The sequence below is a fragment of the Sedimentibacter sp. MB31-C6 genome, assembly GCF_035934735.1.
GTDB lineage: Bacteria > Bacillota > Clostridia > Tissierellales > Sedimentibacteraceae > Sedimentibacter.
In genome coordinates this window covers 2,209,833-2,236,067 of record NZ_CP142396.1, presented here as the reverse complement: position 1 = coordinate 2,236,067, position 26,235 = coordinate 2,209,833, and the positions used below count along the sequence as shown (strand labels likewise).

At 31.4% G+C, this 26,235-nt stretch carries 24 protein-coding genes; 3 read left to right on the top strand and 21 right to left on the bottom strand.

The genetic code is table 11. The features are described from left to right. Positions 1–2 precede the first annotated feature (2 nt). From U8307_RS10610 to U8307_RS10590, 5 genes are all read right to left on the bottom strand, one after another. Complete coding sequence (locus tag U8307_RS10610) at positions 3–3,488, bottom strand: DNA polymerase III subunit alpha (RefSeq protein ID WP_326907712.1); 3,486 nt, start codon at positions 3,486–3,488, stop codon at positions 3–5. 24 nt (positions 3,489–3,512) lie between these two features. Beyond that, positions 3,513–4,085: a chromate transporter gene (locus U8307_RS10605; protein ID WP_326907711.1), complete on the bottom strand. Its 573-nt coding sequence runs from the start codon at positions 4,083–4,085 to the stop codon at positions 3,513–3,515. Between the two features lie 3 nt (positions 4,086–4,088). Continuing rightward, positions 4,089–4,646 (bottom strand): chromate transporter, encoded by a 558-nt coding sequence (locus U8307_RS10600; protein WP_326907709.1) that lies wholly within the window; start codon positions 4,644–4,646, stop codon positions 4,089–4,091. Positions 4,647–4,720: 74 nt separating this feature from the next. Next, positions 4,721–6,250, bottom strand: coding sequence for a cardiolipin synthase (gene cls / locus U8307_RS10595; protein WP_326907707.1), 1,530 nt, complete (start codon positions 6,248–6,250; stop codon positions 4,721–4,723). Between the two features lie 151 nt (positions 6,251–6,401). Then, positions 6,402–6,950 carry a rubrerythrin family protein gene (locus tag U8307_RS10590; protein ID WP_326907705.1) on the bottom strand — a complete coding sequence of 183 codons (549 nt, stop codon included), beginning with the start codon at positions 6,948–6,950 and terminating at the stop codon, positions 6,402–6,404. Positions 6,951–7,106: 156 nt separating this feature from the next. On the opposite strand from U8307_RS10590, the gene U8307_RS10585 reads away from it, so the two are divergent. Further along, positions 7,107–8,537, top strand: a complete 1,431-nt coding sequence (locus U8307_RS10585) for a transposase (protein WP_326906634.1) — start codon at positions 7,107–7,109, stop codon at positions 8,535–8,537. A 223-nt stretch (positions 8,538–8,760) separates the two neighbouring features. Here the strand turns inward: U8307_RS10585 and U8307_RS10580 are convergent, their stop codons facing one another. Genes U8307_RS10580 through U8307_RS10550 form a run of 7 tightly spaced genes read right to left on the bottom strand, consistent with a single transcriptional unit; the run spans position 8,761 to position 14,010 of the window. Next, on the bottom strand, positions 8,761–9,117 hold the full coding sequence (locus tag U8307_RS10580; protein WP_326907703.1) for a NifB/NifX family molybdenum-iron cluster-binding protein: 357 nt from the start codon (positions 9,115–9,117) through the stop codon (positions 8,761–8,763). A gap of 32 nt (positions 9,118–9,149) precedes the next feature. Next, positions 9,150–10,700, bottom strand: a complete 1,551-nt coding sequence (locus U8307_RS10575; protein ID WP_326907701.1) for a glutamate synthase-related protein — start codon at positions 10,698–10,700, stop codon at positions 9,150–9,152. Positions 10,701–10,721: 21 nt separating this feature from the next. Then, complete coding sequence (locus tag U8307_RS10570) at positions 10,722–11,552, bottom strand: Mrp/NBP35 family ATP-binding protein (RefSeq protein ID WP_326907700.1); 831 nt, start codon at positions 11,550–11,552, stop codon at positions 10,722–10,724. Positions 11,553–11,555: 3 nt separating this feature from the next. Beyond that, complete coding sequence (locus U8307_RS10565; protein WP_326907699.1) at positions 11,556–12,422, bottom strand: ATP-binding protein; 867 nt, start codon at positions 12,420–12,422, stop codon at positions 11,556–11,558. Then, on the bottom strand, positions 12,400–13,260 hold the full coding sequence (locus U8307_RS10560) for an ATP-binding protein (RefSeq protein WP_326907698.1): 861 nt from the start codon (positions 13,258–13,260) through the stop codon (positions 12,400–12,402). Before U8307_RS10560 ends, U8307_RS10565 begins: the two co-directional genes overlap by 23 nt. A gap of 1 nt (position 13,261) precedes the next feature. Continuing rightward, positions 13,262–13,630: a NifB/NifX family molybdenum-iron cluster-binding protein gene (locus U8307_RS10555; protein WP_326907696.1), complete on the bottom strand. Its 369-nt coding sequence runs from the start codon at positions 13,628–13,630 to the stop codon at positions 13,262–13,264. A 20-nt stretch (positions 13,631–13,650) separates the two neighbouring features. Then, positions 13,651–14,010, bottom strand: coding sequence for a DUF134 domain-containing protein (locus tag U8307_RS10550; RefSeq protein WP_326907694.1), 360 nt, complete (start codon positions 14,008–14,010; stop codon positions 13,651–13,653). Positions 14,011–14,165: 155 nt separating this feature from the next. On the opposite strand from U8307_RS10550, the gene U8307_RS10545 reads away from it, so the two are divergent. Next, the gene (locus tag U8307_RS10545) at positions 14,166–15,596 is read left to right on the top strand and encodes a transposase (RefSeq protein WP_326906634.1); all 1,431 of its coding nucleotides are present in this window, start codon (positions 14,166–14,168) and stop codon (positions 15,594–15,596) included. 193 nt (positions 15,597–15,789) lie between these two features. On the opposite strand, the gene U8307_RS10540 is transcribed toward U8307_RS10545, so the two are convergent. From U8307_RS10540 to U8307_RS10515, 6 genes are all read right to left on the bottom strand, one after another. Then, on the bottom strand, positions 15,790–16,104 hold the full coding sequence (locus U8307_RS10540; RefSeq protein ID WP_326907692.1) for a DUF5320 domain-containing protein: 315 nt from the start codon (positions 16,102–16,104) through the stop codon (positions 15,790–15,792). A 298-nt stretch (positions 16,105–16,402) separates the two neighbouring features. Beyond that, positions 16,403–17,311 carry a ribose ABC transporter substrate-binding protein RbsB gene (gene rbsB / locus U8307_RS10535; protein WP_326907690.1) on the bottom strand — a complete coding sequence of 303 codons (909 nt, stop codon included), beginning with the start codon at positions 17,309–17,311 and terminating at the stop codon, positions 16,403–16,405. A gap of 35 nt (positions 17,312–17,346) precedes the next feature. Continuing rightward, the gene (gene rbsC, locus U8307_RS10530; RefSeq protein WP_326907688.1) at positions 17,347–18,294 is read right to left on the bottom strand and encodes a ribose ABC transporter permease; all 948 of its coding nucleotides are present in this window, start codon (positions 18,292–18,294) and stop codon (positions 17,347–17,349) included. A gap of 1 nt (position 18,295) precedes the next feature. Continuing rightward, on the bottom strand, positions 18,296–19,771 hold the full coding sequence (locus U8307_RS10525) for a sugar ABC transporter ATP-binding protein (RefSeq protein WP_442985547.1): 1,476 nt from the start codon (positions 19,769–19,771) through the stop codon (positions 18,296–18,298). Positions 19,772–19,817: 46 nt separating this feature from the next. Next, positions 19,818–20,240, bottom strand: a complete 423-nt coding sequence (gene rbsD, locus U8307_RS10520) for a D-ribose pyranase (protein WP_326907684.1) — start codon at positions 20,238–20,240, stop codon at positions 19,818–19,820. Positions 20,241–20,252: 12 nt separating this feature from the next. Beyond that, on the bottom strand, positions 20,253–21,278 hold the full coding sequence (locus U8307_RS10515; RefSeq protein WP_326907682.1) for a LacI family DNA-binding transcriptional regulator: 1,026 nt from the start codon (positions 21,276–21,278) through the stop codon (positions 20,253–20,255). Positions 21,279–21,555: 277 nt separating this feature from the next. On the opposite strand from U8307_RS10515, the gene U8307_RS10510 reads away from it, so the two are divergent. Next, entirely contained in the window at positions 21,556–22,296 is a 741-nt protein-coding gene (locus tag U8307_RS10510; RefSeq protein ID WP_326907680.1) for an SDR family NAD(P)-dependent oxidoreductase, read from the top strand. Between the two features lie 132 nt (positions 22,297–22,428). Here the strand turns inward: U8307_RS10510 and U8307_RS10505 are convergent, their stop codons facing one another. The 3 genes from U8307_RS10505 to U8307_RS10495 all read right to left on the bottom strand — a co-directional run bounded on the left by U8307_RS10505 (position 22,429) and on the right by U8307_RS10495 (position 26,205). After that, on the bottom strand, positions 22,429–24,045 hold the full coding sequence (locus U8307_RS10505; protein ID WP_326907677.1) for a carbon starvation CstA family protein: 1,617 nt from the start codon (positions 24,043–24,045) through the stop codon (positions 22,429–22,431). Between the two features lie 51 nt (positions 24,046–24,096). Further along, positions 24,097–24,591 carry a hypothetical protein gene (locus U8307_RS10500; RefSeq protein ID WP_326907676.1) on the bottom strand — a complete coding sequence of 165 codons (495 nt, stop codon included), beginning with the start codon at positions 24,589–24,591 and terminating at the stop codon, positions 24,097–24,099. A gap of 204 nt (positions 24,592–24,795) precedes the next feature. Next, entirely contained in the window at positions 24,796–26,205 is a 1,410-nt protein-coding gene (locus U8307_RS10495) for an MATE family efflux transporter (RefSeq protein ID WP_326907674.1), read from the bottom strand. Between the last annotated feature and the right edge of the window lie 30 nt (positions 26,206–26,235).

The window sequence follows — 26,235 nt, the reverse complement described above, 5'->3', positions numbered from 1 at the left end:
TATCACTCTCCTTTTATTGCTATATTATCTTCTCCTAATAATACCTTTAATTTATTAATAAATTCTTTATCTTCTATATTTACCCAATTACTTTCTGGTAAAACCATATTTGTTTTATCTTTTTCATTATATATTACAACACAATCGTTTCCGCTACACTGCTGAAAATTATAATATAACTTCTTTTTTACATTTCTAAAGTGAGATTTATCTTTTACTTTTAAATATAACTTTTTGCTCGACTCACTCGTAGTATTATTGTTCAGTTGAAATATTTTATTACAAATTAGTTTCGGTACATCTTCCTCAGCAATATTTAATGATCCCTCCATTATAACAATGCTATCTTCATATATTAATTCTTTATATTTTTCGTAAATTTTAGGAAAAATTATAACTTCAACTGTCCCGTATAAGTCTTCTAAAGTCACAAATGCCATCATATTGTTATTTTTAGTTATTTTGTTTTGTTTTCTAATAATTATTCCGCCAATTATTACTTTACTCCAATCTTTTTGCAAATTACTTTCATCTGTTGAATCTTTTAGTTCAGCAATTAAACTGGAATTTGTAGTTACTTTTTTCTCAAGTTTTTTTTCATACTGGGAAAGTGGATGTCCGCTTATATAAACTCCTAACATTTCCTTTTCCATTGCCAATATAGTTTTTTCATTGTATTCAGGTAATTTTGGCATTTCTTCATCTAATGTTATATTCATACCACTTGCTATATCATCAAATAATGAAAATTGTCCTGCTACATTTCTTTTCTTTTGATTAACAACTCCATCTATTGTCTTTTCAAATATAGCCATAAGCTGAGATCTATGAACTTTTAAGAAGTCAAAGGCACCGCATTTTATTAAGGATTCTATTTGCCTCTTATTTAAAACACTAGAATCAACTTTTTGGCAAAAATCTATAAAACTTGTGAATTTTCCTTTTGTTTCTCGAGCTCTTATTATGTCATTAATTACATTTGTTCCTACGTTTTTTACTGCAGCAAGGCCAAATCGAATTTTACCGTTTACAACAGTAAATTTATCTCTACTTTCATTTACGTCAGGAGGTAAAATTTCTATTCCAAGTCTTTGACATTCTCTAATGTATAGGGATACAGTACTGGAACTACCCATGATACTGGAAATAAGAGCAGCCATAAATTCCACAGGATAATAGTATTTAAGGTATGCTGTTTCATAAGCTAAAGCTGCATATGCAACAGAATGTGCTTTAGGAAATGCATATTTGGCAAACTCAATCATTAAATCATATATCTCGTTGGCAGTTTTCTCATCAACTCCATTCCTTATAGCACCTTTAATTTCTATTTCTCCATTTTCTTTATCCTTGCCATAAATGAAATTCTTTCTTTCTTCAAGCATTACATTCATTTTTTTCTTACCCATAGCACGTCTTAATAAATCAGAACGACCCATTGTAAAACCACCAATATCCCTAACAATCTGCATTACCTGCTCTTGATATACCATGCAACTGTAGGTAACATTTAATATGGGCTCTAATTTTGGATGAAGGTATGAAACTTCGTCTGGATTTAACCTATTCTTTATATATGTAGGAATTTGTCCCATAGGACCTGGTCTGTATAACGCATTTGCTGCTGCTAAGTTTTCAAACTCGGTAGGTTTCAATTCCTTAAGAAATGCTCTCATTCCTGTACTTTCAAACTGAAATATACCAAGAGTGTCTGCATCAGCAAAAAGTTTGTATATTTTTGAATCATTATACTGACAGTTACTAAAGTCAACTTTAATTTTGTGATTTGTTTCAACTAAATCTATGGCATCTCTTATAACTGTTAATGTTCTAAGACCTAAAAAGTCCATTTTTAGAAGTCCTAATTCTTCTAATTCAATCATATTAAATTGAGTTGTTATAATGTCTTTATTTCGTGAAAGAGGGACATACTCTGTTACGTCTTCTTTTGATATAAGAACACCTGCTGCGTGAGTTGATGCATGTCTAGGTAACCCTTCCACTTTTAATGCTAAATCTATAAGAGTTTTTACTTTATTATCACCATCATATAAATCTTTAAGTTCCTTGTTTACTTCTAATGCAGTGGAAATTGTCATTCCAATATTCATTGGAATTTTCTTTGCAATAAAGTCTACTTCACCATATGAAAAGTCTAATGCTCTGCCAACGTCTCTAATAGAACCTCTTGCAGCCATGGTACCAAAGGTTATTATTTGTGCAACTCTTTCATCTCCATATTTATGTCTAACGTAATCAATGACTTCTTCACGACGTTCATAGCAAAAATCTACGTCTATATCAGGCATACTAACTCTTTCAGGATTTAAGAATCTTTCGAAAATTAAACTGTACTTTAATGGGTCTATATTAGTGATTTTCATTGAATATGCAACTAAACTTCCAGCGGCGGACCCTCTTCCTGGACCAACCATTATTTTATTATCTTTTGCATATTTAATAAAATCCCATACAATCAAAAAATAATCAACATAACCCATTTGCTCAATTATACCAATTTCATAATTAAGTCTTGATTTAATTTCTTCTGTAATATCTTTATATCTTTCTTTTAAACCCTTTTCACATATTCCTCTAAAATATTCACTCTTAGTATACTTATCTGGTATTTTAAATTCTGGTAAATGTACTGTATCAAAATCCAATTCAACATTACATCGCTCTGCAATTTTAGTAGTATTTTCTAATGCTTCTTCTGGAAAAAGCAAAGCCATCTCATCGTAAGATTTTAAATAAAACTCATCAGATGGAAATTTCATTCTATCTTCATCATTTATAGTATTTTGCATTTGAATACAAAGCAATACATCATGAAAATATGCATCTTCTTTATTAATATAATGTACATCATTAGTTGCAACGAGAGGTATACCTGTTTCTTGACTTATTTTTATTAGTGCCTTATTTACTTCTGCCTGCTCTTCCATACCATGATTTTGCAATTCTAAGAAATAATTATTTTCTCCAAATATGTCTTTATATATTAAAGCTGTTTTTAAAGCTTCTTCATAATTATTATTAAGTAATGAACTTTGAACTTCTCCTGCAAGACATGCACTTAATGCTATTATACCCTTACTGTATCGTTTTAATATTTCTTTATCTATTCTTGGTTTATAATAATATCCATCAACAAAACCTGCTGAACAAATCTTTAATAGGTTTTTATAACCTTCGTAATTTTCTGCAAGTAAAACGAGATGATACTGATTTTTATCCTTTTGAGGGTCCTTATTAGACATATTTCGCGGAGATATATATGCTTCAAACCCTAATATAGGTTTTATGTTTTCTTTTTTTGCTGCTTTAAAAAATTCAACTACTCCATACATTACTCCATGATCTGTAATAGCTATGGAATCCATATTTAGTTCTTTAGCTTTTTTTACAAGCTCCTTTATTCTGCAAGCACCATCAAGGAGACTAAATTCAGTATGTACGTGTAAATGTGTAAATTTGTTTGACATAATTTCTCTCCTCTTTTTCTAGTTTTATATAATTCCATAAACAAATATTCCTATCACACCAGTAGTAATCATTACTTTTATAGGATCTGTCTTGTATTTTCTTAAAACAAAAACTCCTATTACTACTAAAATAACTGAAATAAAATTAATGTCTTCTACCTCCATATTCATTATTGATACATCTTCTGTTTTAAAAACAGCTAAAAGAAGTATTGACAAACCTGCTGATGCTATTAATGATACTACAGCTGGTCTTAATCCTTTTAAAATTCCTTGTATTGAAGATAAATTTTTATATTTAAAATAAAAGTAAGCTAATGTTAACACAATTATACAAGATGGTGTAATACATCCAATTGTAGCTATTATAGCCCCAGGTAATCCAGCAACCTTAGTACCAACAAAAGTAGCAGAGTTTATGGCAATTGGTCCAGGAGTCATTTGAGAAATAGTAAGCAAATCGGCAAATTCTTGAAGAGAAAGCCAATTATGAATTTCTATAACTTGATGTTCTATTAGAGGAAGAGCAGCATACCCTCCACCAATACTAAAGAGTCCTATTTGAAAAAAACTCCAAAAAATCTCTAAATATATCATCTCTTACTCCTTTTCCCTAATAGTATAATAAATTTTACCAAAGGCTCCACTTACTATAATCAACAGTGCTGCATTTATGTTAAATACAACAGCAGCTAAAAATGAAAGTATCATAATCATAATAGATATTTTACTCTTACTTTCAATTATATCTTTACTCATTTTTATAATAACATCTATGATAACAGCTGCTACTCCAGCTCTCATACCTAACAATAGGGCATTAACTATAACATTACTTTTAAAAACTTCGTAAAATTCCGAAATTATAGTAATAATAATTAAGGGTGGTATGACTGTTCCCATAATTGACACAAGAGAACCTAATATACCTGCTAACTTATAACCAACCATAATTGATGCATTTACCGCAATTGGTCCAGGTGAAGACTGGGAAATTGCTACTAAATTTAGCATTTCATTTTCATCTATCCATTTATATTCTTCTACAAATTTTTTTCTCATTAAGGGAACTATTACATATCCTCCACCTACAGTAAAAGCACTTAGTGAAAAGGTTGTTAAAAATAGTTTCCAGTAAAATCTAATGTCTTTTTTCATTAATGACTACCTCTTTTGGATTTTGTTAGTAAAGGTCCGTTCCCAAAAGGTACGCAAGGAATGTCATAGTAATATTACATTATTGGAGCAAATATTTTAAATATTAGCCCTATAATTTTTTTATACCATGGTATTTTTCTTATACTATCAAATGTAATTTTCTCACATATATCAAATACTCTTAATGTATCCTCTTTTACCTCGAGTACACTTTTAGTTTTATACATCCATACACCACACTCAAAATGAAGGTACAAACTCCTATAATCTAAGTTAATAGTTCCTACAACTGCATACTCATCATCAACAACAAATGTTTTTCCATGATTAAATCCAGGTGTATATTCATATATAGATACTCCTGACTCCAGTAATTCTGCATAATTAGATTGTGTAACTGCAAATGCATACCATTTATCTGGAATATGGGGTGTCATAATCCTTACATCTACTCCTCTTTTAGCTGCAATTGACAAAGCTACCATCATTTTATTATCTGCAATTAAATAAGGTGTTTCTATAAAAATGTATCTTCTTGCTTGATTTATTAAATTTAAATATACTGTTTCACTAACAGGTTCACCATCTAATGGACTGTCATTAAATGGCTGTACATAACCATTTTCTTTTGCATTTACTCCGTAATCTGTAGGTTTAAAAATACTATAATCATTATCTGTATTTCTTAAAAAGTTCCACATTGAGAGAAACATAACTGCAAAACTCCACACTGCCTCTCCCTTTACAGCAATTGCTGAATCCCTCCAATGTCCAAATCTTTCTATTTCATTTATATATTCATCAGCTAAGTTTACGCCTCCGGTATAAGCAGTCTTGCCATCTATAATGGCAATTTTTCTATGATCTCTATTATTGAACCTAATAGAAAAAACAGGTTTAAGTGGATTGAAAACACAACACTTGATACCCATAGATTCTAGGCTTTTATCATATCCAAAAGGTAATTTAAACAAACATCCTACATCGTCATATATAACGCGAACATCAACACCTTTTTTTGCCTTTTCTTTCAAAATTTCCAAAATTGAATTCCACATAATACCTTCATTTATTATGAAAAATTCGAGAAATATGTATTTTTCTGCTTTTTGAAGTTCTTTGAGTAAATGTTTATAAAATTTATCCCCTGGAGACAAGAATTCTGTAGTTGAATTATTATAAACGGGGCAAATAGAATATCTCTCGATATATTTTGCTTGATTTGCTGCAATTTTATTCTCTAGAAAAAGGCTGTTCTCTGTTTGTGAATTTTGATTAAGAGAATCATCCATTTTATAAGAAATCTCTTTCATTCTTACTATCATTTTTTTGTTAAATCCGTTTCTACCAAGCATAAGGTAAAAAAGTCCCCCAAATACTGGAAATGTTAAAATTGGTATTATCCATGCTATTTTATAAACAGGATTAGTTTTTCCATTTAAAATATACAAAACAACTAAGACACTAAGTACTGTAAAAATAGTATCAATAACAAAATAATTACTAAATCTGTATATTATTATTATGAAGGTAAGGATCTGAAGCAAAATCGCAACGGATACTACCATTACTCTACTAAATAAAATTCTTTTAATTTTTTGCATTTCATCCTCATTTTTTTTATTTATAATAGATAAATTGTATCAAATATTATTCAATATGTAAATATATGTTTATCTAACGACAGTTTCTAAAATAAAAAAAATAGGACTACTTATTAAAGTAATCCTATTTTTTTTGATTTTTTTCTTTACATTAGTAATTTTCACAATTAAGCTCATAGTAACTTTGTGGATATCCACATACAGGACATCTTTCAGGTGCACATTCATTCCACACTAAATTACCACAAATAATGCAAATCCATACAGAAATATTATTTTTACAAAACACTCGGTTAGTTCTAATGTTTTCGGCTAACTGTCTAAACCTAAAATCATGATGTCTTTCTATAAGTCCAACAGCTTCAAATAAATTCGCAATATCTTCATATCCTTCTTCACGAGCCTTTTCTGCATATTGTCGATACATTTCGGTCCATTCATAGTTTTCAAGATTATAAGCTTCTACTAAGTTTTCATATGTTGTTGTTTCTTGACCACTATTTATTTGATCTAACCATATTCTTGCATGCTCTCTTTCATTTCTAGCAGTTTCATCAAATATATTGCCTATTTGCTGATAACCATCTTGTCTTGCTCTAGTTCCATATATTTGATATTTGGCACTAGCAATTAATTCACCTTGAAAGGCACTTTGTAGATTTCTATATGTTTCACTATTTGCAAAATCAACAACAGCCATAAGTACTCTCCTTAAATAATTTATAGTTTAGGCATTTGTTAAATGCCCAAACCCATTGATTTAGATGGGTTTAGTGTTAATCTTATATATAAATTTCTCTCCTGTTATGGTATAATGTAAGTACCAACAAACAAAAACTACAACAGGAGGAAACTTATGTCTATTAAATACTCTCAGCTAACACTTGCTGAAAATTTCAGTGAATGTCAAGATTTACTAACATCTGACACATCTACATTCTTCTCACTATTAGAAGAACATATTAATTTATGTGATTTCATACCAGTGGAATTTTACTGTGCTTTCCACTTATCAATAGGCAGAAAAAGGGATTATCCTTTAAAAGGATTTTTATCTGCTTTAATATTGCAGAAGATATTAACCATTCCTACTGATGCTTTACTTATCAATTTACTTTCTTTATGTCGCGAATTGCGTGATTTCTGTGGTTTTACAAAAGTGCCTGACGCCCCTATGTTTACACGTTTTAAACAGACCTTTATACCTCAATTAGAGCTTATGTTCTCTAAAATGGTTGACTATACTGAACCTATCTGTCAAGCTATCGATTCTACCCTTGCTTCAATTATTACACTTGATACTTCCGGAATTGAATTATATGTTAAAGAAAACAATCCTAAGTATTTGAATACTCTCATTAGACAGCTTAAAACTTACTATAAGAATAATCTTAACGTTGATCCATACAAAATGGCTTATGGTCTAATGCCTTCTCAAGCTACATCTTCTCCTGATGCTAAACAGATGTACATTAATGGTCATTTCTGTTATGCCGACAAATTTGCTATTATCACCAATGGTTTAGGACTTGTGCGTAATATTGCTTTCTTGGATGATGACTTCAAACAAAAGCATCAAGATATTGAAATTGACAAGAAATCCGATTCCCCTGACGAGGATAAATCAATCGGTGATTCTTCTGCATTAAAACCGGTTTTACAAGACTTCTTTGAACTTCATCCTGATTTTCACCCATCGACTTTTCTTGGAGATTCCGCCTTTGATACTATTGAAACCTATACTTTTTTAAAAGATGAATTTAATTTTAAAAAAGCAATTATCCCTTACAATACAAGGAATGAAAGTACTCTTAAAAAAGTTGGTTACAATGAATATGGTTATCCATTATGTCCAAATGACTCCTCTTTGGTTATGAAATATTGTGGGCCTTGCCGTGAAAAGGGTCGTGCCGACCGTATAAAATGGATATGCCCTAAAGTTCATATGGAAAGAGGTCAATTTGTTTGTAATTGTGACAATCCGTGCAGCACTGCCAAAAAAGGTAGAACTACTTACACTTATGAAAATATGAGTTTTCGTATGTTTCCAGGCTTACAACGTGATTCTGATGAATGGAATGAGTTGTATAAAATACGTACTGTTGTAGAAAGAGCCATTAACCATTTTAAAATGAACATGTGCATAGCCGGAAGAAAATCTCGTGACCATCTTACTACTAAAGCTGATGTGCTTATTGCAGGAATTGCTAGTCAATTCACAGCAATTATCGCACACAGATTAAGTTGTCCACAGTATCTTAGAAGTCTTAAACCACTAATTGCATAATTTCTTAATGCTTAAAGTTATTGATATTTCAATGTTCGTAGGTGTATTAAGGTTGCCCTTAAATCCAATTATTTCACTTGCTTTAACTTGTTTTTCTTTTTTTTTGCTATTTTTTATTAGATTCTATCAACAGTTATCAAAAAATCATTTTACAATTTCCTATAATTTATAGTTATATATATTATGAGAGTAAATGTAAATTGTGAAAAATCATTCTACAAGACTATTCGCCACATTCGTCATGATGTTGATGCTCATGACAAACTGAACCGGTAGTTTTAAGATTTCCAAGCAAATATTGTTCTGCAGCAGTTCTTGCATCTCCTTTTGCTCCAGTTATAACTTCTATTCCTTTTTCATTAAATATATCGATGGCTCCGCCACCCATTCCTCCAGAAATAATAACATTTACTCCTAAATCATTTAAATAATTGGGTAAAAATCCTGGCCTGTGTCCAGGGTTTGGAATTGTTTTGCTATTTGTTACTTCATTATTCTTTGATTCAAAAATATCAAAGCTTTCACAATGTCCAAAATGTTCAGTTACCATTCCTCTATCACTTGCTACTGCTATCTTCATATTACTATCCTCCTGTTATTTTTATGTTAATATTATAAACTATCTAATTCTCTTATTATAATTTCGTCATATGTTTCTAATCCAGTAACTTGAGCGGCTAAATCTGTTAGCGGAATTATATCGCTTCTGTCAATATATTCTAATTTGAATTTTCTATTCAGTGCCATAAACTGCTTGATACCTGCTGATATTCTATTTAAATATGAAAATACACCAACTGCACCTGTAGATATGCTAACAGCATCTTCATAGTACAATTTAAGTTCTCTAATGTCCCCGAATATTTCTTCTTTAGTCGTCCCAAAACGTTGAAATTCTTTAGGAACTGTGCCATTTTCTATAAGTTCTCCTATGTTTTTACCTGCAATTGCAGCTGCCATAGCAGCTCTACCGATACCAACTAAATTAATAAATGGAGCCCCTAGTGCTAATCCTTTATAAACATGGTCTTCTGTAGCAAATCCACCAGTTATCGCAATTTGAGGCAAATTATATTTTTTCTTTTTAAATTTCTTAATAATATCATGTAGCATACTTTCCAAATAAACAGTAGGCATACCCCATTCGTTCATCATTTTAACTGGACTGTTGCCAGTACCTCCGCCAGCACCGTCAAAAGTGATTAAATCAACTTCTGCTTTAGAAGCAATTTTAATTATTCTTATTAAATCCTTCGGATCAAATGGTCCGGTTTTAAAACAAATATGTTCAGCTCCTAATTTGCGTAATTCAGAAACTTTTTTAATCAAAATATCTTCATTCCACATAGGAAGTTTGCCAATTTTCTCAAAAACTTGGCCTTTTCCTTCTTTATAATTATCTGCCACTTTAGGGTCTGATGGGTCAGGATACAATAAGTATCCCATTTTTTGAAACTTAAGTGCATCTTCAATTTTTTTAACTCTACCCATTCCTTGAATGCCTTTAGCCGCCTGACCAAATTTTAGTTCTACTGATTTTACTTTAAGTTTAGTTATAGCATATTCTAATACACCTAAATTATCATCATCATAATTTGCCTGTAGTATTATATCTCCATAACCCCTGTAATATTTCCTGAAGGAATTTATCATTTCTTCAATTAATGGAGAGGAAGTAACTTTTCCATTTTCTATCATTAAGTCTTTATCTTTAGCAACAACATCTTCTCCAATTACAACTAATACTCCAGCTAATGCTGCTCCTGCATAATAATCTTTCCAGTTAAGCTTAGCCATGGCTGGTAATATAATTGGTGCTTTTAATTTAACCTTGTTATTAATACCAAATTCAATGTTTATGTCAGCCTTTGGAAATGTAGCTTCATTGGCATCTTCTGCACATCCTTGTGCACCAAAAACTCTTCCATTAATATTGAAATGCGAAAAATCCAATGGATAATTTTTTTCAGATGCAAATTGATTTATGTCTGTTTTATAGGGATAAATTGCTTCTGAACCCCGAATTGCAGACAAGCCTATTTCACATGTTCCTGTACAATTAGCAGTGCATACTGCACACATACCAGAAAATCCTGATACGTTTTCTGGTGTTCTCATTTTAGTATGAGTCAAGGTACTTCCTAAAGATGGACTGTAAGACATAAAATTACCTCCATTTAATTATTATTTATTTTCTAATACTCTTACTACATTACTAAAAAAGTTACTTTCATAAAGTTCTATCATTCCTCTATCACAGGACTTTGCAATTTTTGGATCAATTGGTAGTTTAGCTAATACTTCAATATTATGTTTTTTTGCTATATCATCAATATGACTGTCTCCGAATATTTTATATTCCTTATCACAATCAGGACATTTGAAATAAGACATATTTTCTACTAAACCAATAATAGGTATATTCATGCTTTCTGCCATATTAACTGCTTTAGTAACTATCATTGACACTAGTTCCTGAGGCGATGTTACAATAATAATCCCGTCAACTGGAATGGATTGAAAAACGGTAAGTGGAACATCTCCTGTACCTGGTGGCATATCTATAAACATGTAATCAACATCGTTCCATATTACATCTGTCCAAAACTGTTTAACTGTGTTAGCTATAATTGGTCCTCTCCAAACTACTGGATCTGTGTCATTGTCTAACAACAAATTAATCGACATTATATCTATTCCTGTTTTGCTTTTTACAGGAAGAACCCCTTCTTCAGTACCAGTAGCTTTTTCTTTAATGCCAAATGCTTTTGGTATTGAAGGACCTGTTATATCAGCATCAAAAATAGCTGTTTTATACTCTCTTCTGTTCATTTCAACGGCAAGAATAGACGTAACTAAAGATTTACCTACTCCTCCCTTTCCACTTACTACTCCTATTACTTTTTTAATTTTGCTCAATTTATGAGGTTTTTCTCTAAAATCAGTTTGTTGTGCACTTCTATCTGCACAATCTTCTCCACAAGAATTACAACTTTGGCTACAATTTTCGCTCATCCCTTAAATCTCCTCATCTAAAATTTTTATAGTTTTTTCAAATACCTCTTTCGTTGCTTTACCTGCCTCACATTTAATTTCAACAATACTTTGACCTTTATTAATAGCATTAACTGCTTCTTTATCAAATGGTATCTTGCCTACAAAAGGTAATTTAAACTTATTACAATAGATTTCAATTTTTTTGGTATTTTCTAAATTAGTATCAAATTTATTTATGCACAAAGCAATTTTTGTATTAAATTTTTTTGCAGTATTAATTATTCTTTCCATATCACTAATACCTGATATAGATGGCTCTGCAACAATTAATACCATATCTACGCCAGTTATAGATGCAATTACTGGACATCCTATTCCCGGGGATCCATCAATAATTGCTAAATCTGCATAAACAATAGCTTCCTTCATCTGGTTCTTCACTTTAGTTACAAGCATTCCTGATGTACCACTTCCCATTTTCAGCTGAGCAGTTGAAAATACTGTACCATTTTTGTAGAGCATTAACTCACCAGCTACTGCAGGTTTCATCTTTATCGCATCAACTGGACATAAAGCTTCACAAACTCCACATCCTTCACATGCAAAATAATCAATAGTATAATCTTCTTTTACTGCTATTGCATCAAATCTACATTTTTGTCTGCATAAATCACACTTAGTACATAACTCATTATTTATTTGTGCTTTAGGAAGCCCATAATAGTCTGAATTGTACGCTTGTGATGATTGATTCATAACTAGATGTAAATTAGGAGCATCTACATCACAATCTGAATACGCCTTAGCATTTGATAACTTAATAAATGCGCTAGCTACAGTCGTTTTACCTGTACCACCTTTACCGCTAAGGATTAACAGTTGTTTCATAACTTTTAACCTCCTTAATCACATCTTGTAACAAGGACATAAATATAGAGTTATACTTATTGTTTTCTTTAACTGCAATTTTTGCACTAGAATTTAAATCTCCAAGTTCTTTATCAAATGGTATTTTAGCTAAAATTTTTATATCCCTTTCTACGCAAAATTTCTCTGCTGGATTTTCTTTATCTAAGCACTTATTAAGGACTACCCCAAATGGTTTGTTGAATAATTTTACAAGTTCATATACCATACTTAGATTGTGAACACCAAATAAAGTTGGCTCTGCTACCAAGATACAATAATCAGCATCTTTTATGCTTTCCATAACTATACATGCGCTTCCAGGTGGACAGTCTATAAAAGTTAGTTCCTTTTTATTGGAATCTCCATTTAATAAATTTTTAATTATTGGTATACCAGAAGCCTCTCCTGTATTTAAAATACCAGTAAAGACAGAAACATTATCATTTATACCCTTTTCTACTTTTCCAATAACTTTTTCATTTTCTGTTATAGCCTTTTGTGGGCAAAGCAGAGAACAACCACCGCATGAGTGGCATACTTCATCAAAAACTATTACTTTATTACTGATATAAGCTAATGCATTAAATTTACAAAATTCTACACATTTTCTACAACCAGAACATAAACTTTCATTTACATATGGTATCTTAACAGAAATTTTTTCTGTTTGTATTTTTTTTGGTTTTAAAAAAAGATATCCATTCGGTTCCTCTACATCACAATCTATATACGTAGATTTTTTTGCTACAGCTGCTAAGTTTACAGATACAAGAGTTTTACCAGTTCCGCCTTTACCACTGAGAACTGCTATTCTCATGTTATTTTTCTCCATGTCCATGAAATCCCGGATGAAAATCATGTAATAAACTTAATTCATTGGAAGTAAAGGCTTCTATATTTTCTTTAACTGTACCTGATATTGATTTATAAACAAATACTTCCGCTTTAGTTAGAACCTTTTCAGCATTTTCACCACATCTTGGTGTAATAAGAGCTTTATTAGCATTATCAACTACAACTTGAGCAGCCCTAATTCCAGCTCCACCCTGACTCGCTACTGCACTATTGTCTAAAAATTCTTCTTCCTTTGTCACCGTATTATAAAAAAGAAAATATGGTGCACGGCCAAAAGATTGGCATACGCTTGATTCCATAGATTTTTCATCTATAGGTATTGCTATTTTCATAAAATCCTCCTCTAAATTTACTATTCGCTTTTATTGCCAAATCTATGTCTGCGACATCTTCCGCAACCAAAATTTTGGCCATTTCCTTCACATAACTCGTAATTTCCCCCTTCAATCCTTAACACTTTTCCATTTACAAGGGACTCTGCTATTTTTTTTCTTGCTTCATTGTATATACCTTGAACAGTTGTACGTGCTATATTCATTTGATTTGCACACTCTTCTTGATTTAAACCTTCTAAATCTATTAATCTTATAGTTTCATATTCATCTACTGTCATCATTACAAAATGTTCTACATCAGCTGGGGTATTAAGGGGTCCAAATCGATTACTTTCTGGCAGGGAACATACCCTTCTCCACTTCATTGGTCTCGGCATATCTTATTCTCCTATATTATTGAATATTAGGCATTTGTTAAATGCCCAAACCCATTGATTTAGATGGGTTTAGTGTTAATCTTATATATAAATTTCTCTCCTGTTATGGTATAATGTAAGTACCAACAAACAAAAACTACAACAGGAGGAAACTTATGTCTATTAAATACTCTCAGCTAACACTTGCTGAAAATTTCAGTGAATGTCAAGATTTACTAACATCTGACACATCTACATTCTTCTCACTATTAGAAGAACATATTAATTTATGTGATTTCATACCAGTGGAATTTTACTGTGCTTTCCACTTATCAATAGGCAGAAAAAGGGATTATCCTTTAAAAGGATTTTTATCTGCTTTAATATTGCAGAAGATATTAACCATTCCTACTGATGCTTTACTTATCAATTTACTTTCTTTATGTCGCGAATTGCGTGATTTCTGTGGTTTTACAAAAGTGCCTGACGCCCCTATGTTTACACGTTTTAAACAGACCTTTATACCTCAATTAGAGCTTATGTTCTCTAAAATGGTTGACTATACTGAACCTATCTGTCAAGCTATCGATTCTACCCTTGCTTCAATTATTACACTTGATACTTCCGGAATTGAATTATATGTTAAAGAAAACAATCCTAAGTATTTGAATACTCTCATTAGACAGCTTAAAACTTACTATAAGAATAATCTTAACGTTGATCCATACAAAATGGCTTATGGTCTAATGCCTTCTCAAGCTACATCTTCTCCTGATGCTAAACAGATGTACATTAATGGTCATTTCTGTTATGCCGACAAATTTGCTATTATCACCAATGGTTTAGGACTTGTGCGTAATATTGCTTTCTTGGATGATGACTTCAAACAAAAGCATCAAGATATTGAAATTGACAAGAAATCCGATTCCCCTGACGAGGATAAATCAATCGGTGATTCTTCTGCATTAAAACCGGTTTTACAAGACTTCTTTGAACTTCATCCTGATTTTCACCCATCGACTTTTCTTGGAGATTCCGCCTTTGATACTATTGAAACCTATACTTTTTTAAAAGATGAATTTAATTTTAAAAAAGCAATTATCCCTTACAATACAAGGAATGAAAGTACTCTTAAAAAAGTTGGTTACAATGAATATGGTTATCCATTATGTCCAAATGACTCCTCTTTGGTTATGAAATATTGTGGGCCTTGCCGTGAAAAGGGTCGTGCCGACCGTATAAAATGGATATGCCCTAAAGTTCATATGGAAAGAGGTCAATTTGTTTGTAATTGTGACAATCCGTGCAGCACTGCCAAAAAAGGTAGAACTACTTACACTTATGAAAATATGAGTTTTCGTATGTTTCCAGGCTTACAACGTGATTCTGATGAATGGAATGAGTTGTATAAAATACGTACTGTTGTAGAAAGAGCCATTAACCATTTTAAAATGAACATGTGCATAGCCGGAAGAAAATCTCGTGACCATCTTACTACTAAAGCTGATGTGCTTATTGCAGGAATTGCTAGTCAATTCACAGCAATTATCGCACACAGATTAAGTTGTCCACAGTATCTTAGAAGTCTTAAACCACTAATTGCATAATTTCTTAATGCTTAAAGTTATTGATATTTCAATGTTCGTAGGTGTATTAAGGTTGCCCTTAAATCCAATTATTTCACTTGCTTTAACTTGTTTTTCTTTTTTTTTGCTATTTTTTATTAGATTCTATCAACAGTTATCAAAAAATCATTTTACAATTTCCTATATTGAATATAAGTAACAGGTTAAAAACCTGTTACTTATTATCTTCTGATAGTCTTTCCAATTCTTCGTTTAAATAATTAAGTCTATCTTGAAGATATTCTTTTTCGTCATTAATTAATTCTCTTTCATCTACCTTTGAGAACCTTTCAGGATAATACATGTTATTTCTTCTTCCATAACCATATCCTCTTCCATAACCGCAACCTAATTGATAACCAAAACCTCTTCCATATCTATTACCTGTCCAAGCACCATTGCCACTTGGATACGCTCCTGTACAATATCCCATACCTCTTCCAGTCATTGGACCATATCCAACTGGACCAGTTCCATTTCTACCTGGCATTTATATACACCTCCTTTTATTGTTGACATATGTCATTTATAATTTTATTATACTCCATTATTGACATATGTCAATAACTTTTTTCGAAATTTTTGAAAATATTTTTATCTTCTTACGAAACTATAGTCATTATAAAAAAGATTTGCTTCGCAACGCCACTAGGGTGACCTATGTCCCCTTTAACGGCAAGGACGTTCCATCCTTTGCAACCCTCGTTTTTTATTATATAGGAAAGGAGAACTTTCCTATATAATAAAAAAACTGGTAGGATTTAAATTCTACCAGTTTAAACTATTTCTTATTTAGTAACTAACTGTAAATCAACAGGAATTGTACTTTCAACTTCCTCATTATTTAATATTTTTAAGGCTGTTTGAACTCCTAACGAACCTATTTCTTTAGGTAATTGTTCTACAGTAGCAGCCATTTCACCATTTTCTACAGCAGCTTTTGCATCATCAGTAGCATCAAAGCCAACAACAAGTATATCTCTGCCAGATGCTTTAATTGCTTCAATTGCACCTAGTGCCATTTCGTCATTATGAGCAAATACAGCATCTATTTCAGATTGTGCCTGAAGAATGTTTTCCATTACAGATAATCCTTCAGCTCTATCAAAATTCGCAGTTTGTTTTGCTACTACTTCAATATTGCTTTCTGCTATTGCAGCGTTAAATCCTTCTCCTCTGTCTCTAGCTGCAGATGCCCCTGGGATTCCTTCAAGTTCAACAACTTTACCATTTCCACCTAATAATTCTACTATATATTCTCCAGCGAGTTTTCCACCAGCAACATTGTCAGAAGCTATATGGGAAACAACTTCGCCACCGTTAGCACCTCTGTCCAATGTTATAACAGGAATATTAGCATTATTTGCAGCTTCTACAGCGCTTTTAACTGCATCTGAATCAGTTGGATTAATCATTATTAAATCAACCCCTTGATTAATCAAATCTTCTACATTAGACATCTCTGTAGCAGAGTCATCTTGTGAGTCAAGAGTAACAATTGTTACGCCAAGTTCTTCGGCTTTTGCTTTTGCTCCGGCTTCAAGATCCACAAAGAATGGATTATTTAAAGTCGATATCGCAAGCCCGATTGTTTTTACTTCTTCATTGTCTGCAGTTTCAGTAGTATTGCATGCAACTAACATTGTCAACATTACTGCTACAACAACTAAACTTAATACTCTTTTAATTTTTTTCATAATACTTCCTCCATATATTATATAATTTTAATTTATTACCTTGATGATTTTTGCTTTCTATCTAACAACACAGCAATTAAAATAACTATTCCTTTTGCTACGTCTTGATAATATGATGAAACTTGCATAAGATTTAAAGCATTATTTAATACTCCTATAATTAAGGCACCAATAGCTGTTCCTCCTATTGTTCCTATTCCTCCAGCCATACTTGTTCCTCCAAGTACAACGGCTGCAATAGCATCTAGTTCATAGCCTGCACCTGCAGTTGGCTGAGCTGATCCTAATCTTGCTGTAATTAATATTCCTGCAAGTCCAGCCATCATCCCAGATACAGAATAAACAAAAAGTTTTACACGATTTGTTTTTATTCCTGAATACATAGTAGCTTCTTCATTTGACCCTGAAGCATAAATGTACCTTCCAATCCGTGTATGATTAAGTATATAATATGCTATTATAAACATTAAAACCATAATATACACTGGTATTGGAATAGGTCCAATAAATCCTGTTCCTATTTTTGAAAACATTGCAGATCCTGTAGTATTTCCTATACTAATTGGCCTACCTTGTGTAAATACCAAGATTACACCTCTTAATAGAGTTACAGTTCCTAATGTTGCTATGAATGGCTGTAGTCCTCCTGTAGTAATAAAAGTTCCATTAATAAGTCCAATAACCAATCCTAAAAGCAAAGTAATTAAAACAACTAGAACAATATTAATTCCTGATGAAATCATTGTTGCTGCTATAGCTCCGCAAAGCCCAAGAACAGAACCTACTGATAAGTCTATTCCTCCAACAAGAATAGCAAATGTCATTCCAGTAGCAATAACTGCGTTAATTGATGTTTGTCTAAGTACAGTCAATATATTTCCCCAAGTCAAAAATCTTGGATTTAGTATTGCAACAACAACGGATGCCACAAGAAGCACAATTAGTGGTTTATTTTTAAGAATATTTTTAACTTTTACCGGCATTCTATTTCACATCCTTTCCTACAGCAAGGGTCATAATGCTTTCCTGAGTAGCTTCTTGTCTTTGTAAAAACCCAGAAACCCGTCCCTCATGCATTACCATAATTCTGTCGCTTATTCCAAGCACTTCAGGAATATCTGAAGATACCATGATTATACTCATTCCCTCACTTTTGAATTTATTTATTAAATCATAAATTTCTTTTCTTGCACCTACATCAACACCTCTTGTCGGTTCATCCAAAATAAGCACTTTTGGCTCAGTCATGAGATTCTTTGCTATGGAAACCTTTTGTTGGTTTCCTCCACTTAGAAATTTTAATAACTGATTTGTACCTGTAGTTTTTATTGATATATTTTCTATGTATTTTTTCGATTCAATTTCTTCTTTTCTTTTATCAACATAACCTAATATACTTTGAAACATTTTCAAAGAGGATAATGTAATATTTTCTCTTACATTCATACCATTTATAATTCCATTTGATTTCCTATCTTCAGTAACATATGCAATGCCAAGATTTAATGCATCCATAGGAGACTGAATGTTTATCTTTGTGCCATGTAAGTAAATATCACCTTTACTATAAGAATAAATACCGTATATAGTTCTCATAAGTTCTGTTCTTTCAGCACCTACAAGACCAGTAACACCTAAAGTCTCTCCTTCATATAATGAAAAGGAGACATCTTTGACAAATTGATTACTTAAATTTTCAACCTTTAATATTTCATCTCCAATTTCAGTTTCTATTCTTGGATACTGTTCATTGAGTTTTCTCCCAACCATCATCTCAATAATTGTATCTTCATCAATGCTATCAATACTTTTTTCACCAATGAACTCGCCGTCTCTTAAAACTGTTACATCATCACATATCTCAAAAATTTCCTTAAGCCTGTGGGAAATATATACTATGCTCTTTCCTTCGTTCTTTAAATCTCTTATTACATCAAAGAGTTTCTCTGTTTCCGTAGGGGATAAAGCTCCTGTTGGTTCATCCATTATAATTACCTTTGCATCTACAGAAAGAGCTTTGGCGATTTCTACTAGTTGTTGTTTCCCTATACTTATATTTTTTACTAACTCTTTAGGATTTTCTTCTAACCCTAACTTGTTTAGCCATATTTGAGTGTTTTTATATAGCTCATTCCATAGAATTCTTCTGTTAGACGTAATAGGCTCTCTACCTAAAAATATATTTTCTCCAATAGAAATGTCTTGAATTAAGTTTAGTTCTTGATGAATAATTGCAATTCCAGAATTCTGGGATTCTAAAGTGTCATTGAAGTTAACGTTCTCTCCATTAAGATAAATTTCTCCCTCTGTTTTCAAATAAATACCAGTTAGAATTTTCATTAATGTAGATTTACCTGCTCCATTTTCGCCAACCAATGCCATAACTTTGCCTTTATAAATATTAAAATCCACATTTTTTAGTACTTTTACGCCAGAAAATTCTTTGTTTATATGTTTCATAGATACAACAATATCTTCCACTTAACCACCACCTAACTTTGAATTTCTAGTTAAATGTAACACCAGAAACTAAAATGATATTCGCATAAGGTTTATATTCACCTGTTCTTATTACAGCTTTTGATTTTGCAGTTTCTTGCTTTAGATATTCGTGAGGAATGTATTCGACATTAATTAATCTATCACTTTTTCTTTCCTCTTGTTTAAGAATTTCAATAATTTCTTTATTCAATTCTGAATTATTTTCTTTAATTTCTTCAGCAAGAATAACTTTCTCGACTAACTGTTCTTCTAAAATAGCCTGTAAAACAGGAATAAACTTTGGTATACCTTTTATTACAGCTAAATCAATTCTTTGAACACCATCAGGTATAGGAAGTCCGCAGTCTCCAATAGTTAGACTATCAGTATGTCCCATTTTACTAATAACATAGGAAATTTCTGAATTTAAAAGTTTCCCTTTTTTCATTTTTTCACCCTCTTATAATGGATTAGTAGAATTTCTCTCAATAATCTTTGTTTCAAGAATTATGGATTTCATTTTCTGTGGATTACTTATCTTGTTATTTTTATTATTAATATTATCTATTAATAATTCCATTGCTTTATAACCCATTTCATATATTGGCTGTCTTATCGTTGTTAATGGAGGATCTACAAGACCAGCCATATAAATATCATCAAACCCCATTACTCCTATATCCTCGGGAATATGATATCCATTTTCTTTTAGCTCTTTCATTGCTCCTATAGCAATAAGATCGTTTCCACAAAAAATAGAATCAAAATCCTCATTTGTAGATAATAATTTTTTAACTCCATTTTTTCCCCATTCAATTCTATATTCTCCGCTTTTTACTAGCAGCTCATTAAATTTAATGGAATTATCTTTTAATGCCATCTTATATCCTTCTAATCTATCTGTAGCTGTTCTTGTTTTTAGAGACCCAGATAAAAATGCAATTTTTTTGTAACCATTTTTAATTAAATAATTCACACCTTTATATGCACCATTTAAATTATCAACAAGAACTTTTCCTCTTATATTTTCTGAATAAAAATCTCTATCAATAAGTATAACCGGCGCCTTACATCTTTCTAATATTTTAGGCATTTTTTTACTATTAGATGAATGTGCTATAATTATTCCATCTACCATTTTTTTTGTAAGATTTTCTATATATTTTTCTTCTACTTCCAGTTGGTCATCTGTATTGCAAAAAATAATACTATAACCTGATTTATTCGCCTTATCTTCCGCTCCTCTTGCAATACCAGGGAAAAACGGATTTGTTATGTCTGGTAGAATTAAACCAATAATATTAGTTCGCTGTGTTACAAGGCTTCCTGCCATTGCATTTGGAATGTAATTATGTTTCTTAACAACCTCCAAAACCTTCATCCTCGTAGCATCAGTTATATTTTTATCTTTTTTGTTTATAATCATTGATACTGTGGCAATAGAAACCCCTGCTTCTTTTGCCACTTCTTTTATTGTAATTTTCATTTTCATACCTGCATCTTTTATTTAAACGTTTAACTAAAGTATACATTAATTTCCTTAAAAGTCAATATATATATTTTATTGAATTTTTTTAACATTTTAAGAATTGCTTTGGATAAATAATAGTCAAAAAATATTAACTATTATTAAGTATAATTATGGTTAATTAGTTACTTTATTTTTCTTGACAAAAAATGAACAAAATGCTAGTATCGAGAAAACGTTATTATTTTTACAATATATTTGTATTATTTATAATAAAATTTTAAGGAGGTCTTTTATGAAATTAAAAAACAAAGTAGCAATTGTTACTGGATCAACTTCAGGAATGGGTAGAGCAACTGCAATATTATTTGCACGTGAAGGAGCAAAGGTTGTTGTTACTGGTAGAAATGAAGAAAGAGCAAAAGCTGTAGTAGAACAAATAAAAGGTGAGGGCAATGAAGCAATTTATGTACTTATTGATACCTCAAAGGTAGAAGATGCTAAGGTTCTTCTCGATAAAACATTAGAGGCTTACGGAACTGTTGACATCTTATTTAATAATGCAGGTTCATTGAGTATGTCTCCACTTCAAGAAGTAACATTAGAAGAATGGGATAAGGTTTTTAATGTAAATGTAACATCCGCACTTTATCTTACTCAATTAGTAGCACCTGTTATGAAAGAAAAAGGAAAAGGCGTTATTATTAATACTTCTTCAGTTGCTGCATACGCAGCACACCATGGCTTTGCTGCTTATATTTCTTCTAAACATGCAATGAATGGTTTGACAAAATCAATGGCATGGGAACTTGGACCAGAAATTCGTGTTAATGCAATTGCTCCAGGTGCAATACACACAGCTATGGTAGATAGTATTGGTGGTCCTGATGTATTAACTCATATGATTGAAGGATGTCCTTTAAAAAGGGTTGGACAACCTGAAGATATTGCTTCTGTAGCTTTATTTCTAGCTTCTGATGATTCATCTTTTATCGACGGTCAAATTATTAGAGTTGATGGTGGAGTTGAAGCATAAACAGATAACGCTGTAGGGGACGCATTTTATGCGTCCCGCGGTATGCATGCAATGCATACATACATATAAAAGACGATGATTTGTCAAAAGTCGAAGGGTAGGACATATGTCCTACCCTTTTTCTTACGCTATTTACGATTTTGATACATTTTCAATATCATCTTTCTTAAATACTATACCATATCCTTCTTTTGCAAGTACTATTGCTAAGACAAACAATAACACTGGGAATATGACAAGTATAATATTGCCAGCAGCTATATTTGCTTTAATCAAGAATCCTAATGCAAATAGTGTTACTACTAACATGAAAATCATAGGTATAACTAACATATGATAGTTTTTACCTGTTTTCTTAAGCCATACTGCTATTGCTAACAATGCTAGTGCTGCCAATAATTGATTTGCAGAACCAAATATAGGCCATATTTTTGCGTATCCACCTGCTGCTAAGAAACCACCAATTAAAACAGTTATTGCAGTTGAAATATACATATTAGTAAGAGGTGATTTTTCTTCTTTTGATGGATCTTCGAAGAATTCTTGGAATATAAACCTATTAAGTCTTGTTGCAGTATCAAGGCTAGTTAATGCAAATGCAGATACTGCTAATGCAACAAAAGCTTTACCTACTTCAAAAGGAATACCAAATTTCGACATGAATACTCCAACTCCATCAGAAAAAACATTTACAGGTCCACCTTTAAGAAGCTCAGTCAATTCTCCTTGAGATATATATGCAGCTGTTACTAATGCTATAACTGCTAATACACATTCGATAAGCATACCACCATATCCAATTTTTAATGCGTCAGCTTCATTATCTATTTGTTTAGATGTTGTTCCTGAACCTACTAATGAGTGGAATCCTGATATAGCTCCACACGCTACTGTAACAAAAAGCATAGGAAACAACCATTGTCCATTTACATTGAATGAAGTTACTGAAGCAAGTTGAATTGAAGGTCTAAATATAAGTATACCTATTACTGCACCTGCTATCATTGCATAAAGCAAAAACGAGTTAAGATAGTCTCTAGGTTGTAACAATATCCATACTGGTGCAGTAGATGCTACAAATATATAAACCATCAATATGATTATCCATGTATTAACACTTAATTGAAGTGGGAACAAATATCCTAAATAAACACATAAAAATAATAATACTACGCCAATTACTGTTCCTATACCTAATGACATTCCTTTTCTGTAAACGAAAAATCCAAAAGTTACTGCTAATAATATAAAAAGCAATGATGATGATGCTGCTGCTGGAACAGTTGCAAAAGTATTAGCAACAATATTAGTAAATGCTGCAACAACCAAAAGAAGTGTTAACCATGCAAATATTGAAAATAATTGTTTACCTCTTCTTCCCATATTTACGTTAATAACTTCTCCGATTGATTTACCGTCATGACGAACAGAAGCAAATAATGAACCAAAGTCATGAACTCCTCCGAAAAATATACCACCAACAATAATCCAAAGAAATACTGGTACCCATCCAAATATTGCAGCTTGAATAGGTCCATTAATAGGTCCTGCACCAGCTATAGAAGCAAAGTGATGTCCCATTAGTACTGCGGGTTTTGCTGGAACATAATCTATACCGTCATTTATCACATTTGCAGGTGTCTTTCTCGTTGGATCAACTCCCCACTGTTTAGCTAGCCATGCTCCGTAAGTAATATAAGCCACAATAAAAATAATAATACTAATGATTACTAACCATAATGCATTCATGAAAAAACCTCCTTGATTTTTTAATTCGCAAGCGGTTTCATTGTACTTAACTTATATACTGTAAACTTCAGATACCTCCTTTCCTTTTTTATTTGTTATTACAAATCCTTCATTAAGGGAGACTAATATTACTCGAACATCAACCCAACCCTTAAATCCAAATGCGAATCCTTTATGATATTTAAATTTCTTAATAATATCCGTAATCTCACTTTTTGGCATTTCATCAACTACTATAACTCCTGTAATCATGCTTGACATATGTTCGTTATTAGGCTTTACAACTAAATTAATAGATTTGATTAAGGAATCAATGAAATTTTCTATTTTATTCTTATCCAGTTTTTCATAATATTTTATAAAGCAAAATTCATTGACTTCAATTGCATAAGCAACTGCCTTTTTTATCATAACATACCTTTCGCTTCGTACATGATACTCAGCAAATAAGTCATACTTCATTTCGTTAATAACATAGTTTTCAGTTAAATCAAAATTGCTTTGAAGTTTCTGTTTTAAGTTTTTTAAATATTCTGATAAAATCATTTGAGCCCCTTTATTAAATATTATACAACTTTAAAAATTTTATACTATTTTGTTATTTAATGGAATTATACTGCTAATCTTTAGATTTTTCAAGGGGAAAATAAAAAAACTTCCATTATACAGTTGTATAATGGAAGTTTTTTCATTACATATTAACAAGTAAATAATTATTTTTATTAACTTTTGCAAGTAAAAGCACGATAACTAATTAACATATGACATCTCTTTTACCTTTTCATTTATAGTTTGTATTTCTTCTATTGGTTTAATTTTATAGCTATAAATACTCTTTAAAAATATAATACTTACTATCAAAGATGCTATTTCTGCTATTGGATATGACCACCACACCAAATTTATGTTTCCAGATAATGAAAGAAAATATGCTACAGGTACTAAAACAACTAGTTGTCTTGAAATAGAAACTAGAAGACTATACATACCATTTCCAAAAGCTTGAAATACAGAACCTGTCACTACAGAAAATCCTGCAAAGATATAACTGAGACTTATAATCCGAAGTGCCGGGATTCCAATACTCAACATTTCTTCTGAAGCATTAAATAATAATAATAATTTTTCAGGAAAAACTTGAAAAACAACAAATCCAATAAGCATTATTCCTACTGCAAATTCAATGCTTAATTTTATTGTTTTAATTAATCGTTCTTTTTTCCGAGCTCCATAATTAAAAGATATTATTGGAACCATACCGTTATTAAGACCAAACACAGGCATAAATACAAAACTTTGCAATTTAAAATAAACTCCAAATACTGCCGTTGCAGTTGATGAAAATTTCAATAGAATATTATTAATGCTATAAGTAGTAATTGATGAAATAGATAGCATAATAATAGATGGAAATCCAACTGAATATATTTTTTTAATCGTATTCATATTTGGGCGATACCCACGTATTTTTATTGTTATTTCTGGATTTGCCTTTAAATTATAAATTAGCCCTAATATTGTTGCTACAAGTTGTCCAGTTACAGTAGCAACTGCAGCTCCAGCTACTCCCATTTTCGGCATGCCAAGTAATCCAAATATTAAAATTGGATCAAGAATAATATTAATAACAGCACCAATGCCTTGAGTTATCATATTATAAATTGTTTTTCCAGTAGATTGCAATAATCGTTCAAAAGTTATTTGTCCAAATAAACCTATAGACATTGAGCAAATTATAGTCAAATATGAAGTTCCATATTCCACTATTTCAATATCATTTGTTTGTGATAAAAAGTATGTTTTTACAAGTGTTAACCCAAATATTAAAAAAACAAGATAACTAAGTAATCCAAGAAAAATACCATTATTAGCTGCTCTATTAGATTCCTTGAAATTTCTTTCTCCTAAACTCTTTGAAAGTAATGCATTGATTCCAACGCCAGTTCCAACTGCAATTGCTACCATCATATTCTGTACAGGAAAAGAAAGTGAAACTGCTGCTAATGCATTTTCACTAATTTTTGCTACAAATATACTATCTACTACATTATATAAAGCTTGAATAATCATTGAAATCATCATTGGCAAAGACATATTGATTAAAAGCTTTTTAACGGGCATTACGCCCATTTTATTTTCTCTAATTTGCTCCATGTTCATCCCCCTAAGCATAGTATTTCATAAAAATAA

Bases quoted from the DNA above. Each gene is read 5' to 3' on its own strand.
- U8307_RS10610 (WP_326907712.1), bottom strand. From the start codon at position 3,488: ATGTCAAACAAATTTACACATTTACACGTACATACTGAATTTAGTCTC.
- U8307_RS10605 (WP_326907711.1), bottom strand. From the start codon at position 4,085: ATGATATATTTAGAGATTTTTTGGAGTTTTTTTCAAATAGGACTCTTT.
- U8307_RS10600 (WP_326907709.1), bottom strand. From the start codon at position 4,646: ATGAAAAAAGACATTAGATTTTACTGGAAACTATTTTTAACAACCTTT.
- cls (WP_326907707.1), bottom strand. From the start codon at position 6,250: ATGCAAAAAATTAAAAGAATTTTATTTAGTAGAGTAATGGTAGTATCC.
- U8307_RS10590 (WP_326907705.1), bottom strand. From the start codon at position 6,950: ATGGCTGTTGTTGATTTTGCAAATAGTGAAACATATAGAAATCTACAA.
- U8307_RS10585 (WP_326906634.1), top strand. From the start codon at position 7,107: ATGTCTATTAAATACTCTCAGCTAACACTTGCTGAAAATTTCAGTGAA.
- U8307_RS10580 (WP_326907703.1), bottom strand. From the start codon at position 9,117: ATGAAGATAGCAGTAGCAAGTGATAGAGGAATGGTAACTGAACATTTT.
- U8307_RS10575 (WP_326907701.1), bottom strand. From the start codon at position 10,700: ATGTCTTACAGTCCATCTTTAGGAAGTACCTTGACTCATACTAAAATG.
- U8307_RS10570 (WP_326907700.1), bottom strand. From the start codon at position 11,552: ATGAGCGAAAATTGTAGCCAAAGTTGTAATTCTTGTGGAGAAGATTGT.
- U8307_RS10565 (WP_326907699.1), bottom strand. From the start codon at position 12,422: ATGAAACAACTGTTAATCCTTAGCGGTAAAGGTGGTACAGGTAAAACG.
- U8307_RS10560 (WP_326907698.1), bottom strand. From the start codon at position 13,260: ATGAGAATAGCAGTTCTCAGTGGTAAAGGCGGAACTGGTAAAACTCTT.
- U8307_RS10555 (WP_326907696.1), bottom strand. From the start codon at position 13,630: ATGAAAATAGCAATACCTATAGATGAAAAATCTATGGAATCAAGCGTA.
- U8307_RS10550 (WP_326907694.1), bottom strand. From the start codon at position 14,010: ATGCCGAGACCAATGAAGTGGAGAAGGGTATGTTCCCTGCCAGAAAGT.
- U8307_RS10545 (WP_326906634.1), top strand. From the start codon at position 14,166: ATGTCTATTAAATACTCTCAGCTAACACTTGCTGAAAATTTCAGTGAA.
- U8307_RS10540 (WP_326907692.1), bottom strand. From the start codon at position 16,104: ATGCCAGGTAGAAATGGAACTGGTCCAGTTGGATATGGTCCAATGACT.
- rbsB (WP_326907690.1), bottom strand. From the start codon at position 17,311: ATGAAAAAAATTAAAAGAGTATTAAGTTTAGTTGTTGTAGCAGTAATG.
- rbsC (WP_326907688.1), bottom strand. From the start codon at position 18,294: ATGCCGGTAAAAGTTAAAAATATTCTTAAAAATAAACCACTAATTGTG.
- U8307_RS10525 (WP_442985547.1), bottom strand. From the start codon at position 19,771: ATGAAACATATAAACAAAGAATTTTCTGGCGTAAAAGTACTAAAAAAT.
- rbsD (WP_326907684.1), bottom strand. From the start codon at position 20,240: ATGAAAAAAGGGAAACTTTTAAATTCAGAAATTTCCTATGTTATTAGT.
- U8307_RS10515 (WP_326907682.1), bottom strand. From the start codon at position 21,278: ATGAAAATTACAATAAAAGAAGTGGCAAAAGAAGCAGGGGTTTCTATT.
- U8307_RS10510 (WP_326907680.1), top strand. From the start codon at position 21,556: ATGAAATTAAAAAACAAAGTAGCAATTGTTACTGGATCAACTTCAGGA.
- U8307_RS10505 (WP_326907677.1), bottom strand. From the start codon at position 24,045: ATGAATGCATTATGGTTAGTAATCATTAGTATTATTATTTTTATTGTG.
- U8307_RS10500 (WP_326907676.1), bottom strand. From the start codon at position 24,591: ATGATTTTATCAGAATATTTAAAAAACTTAAAACAGAAACTTCAAAGC.
- U8307_RS10495 (WP_326907674.1), bottom strand. From the start codon at position 26,205: ATGAACATGGAGCAAATTAGAGAAAATAAAATGGGCGTAATGCCCGTT.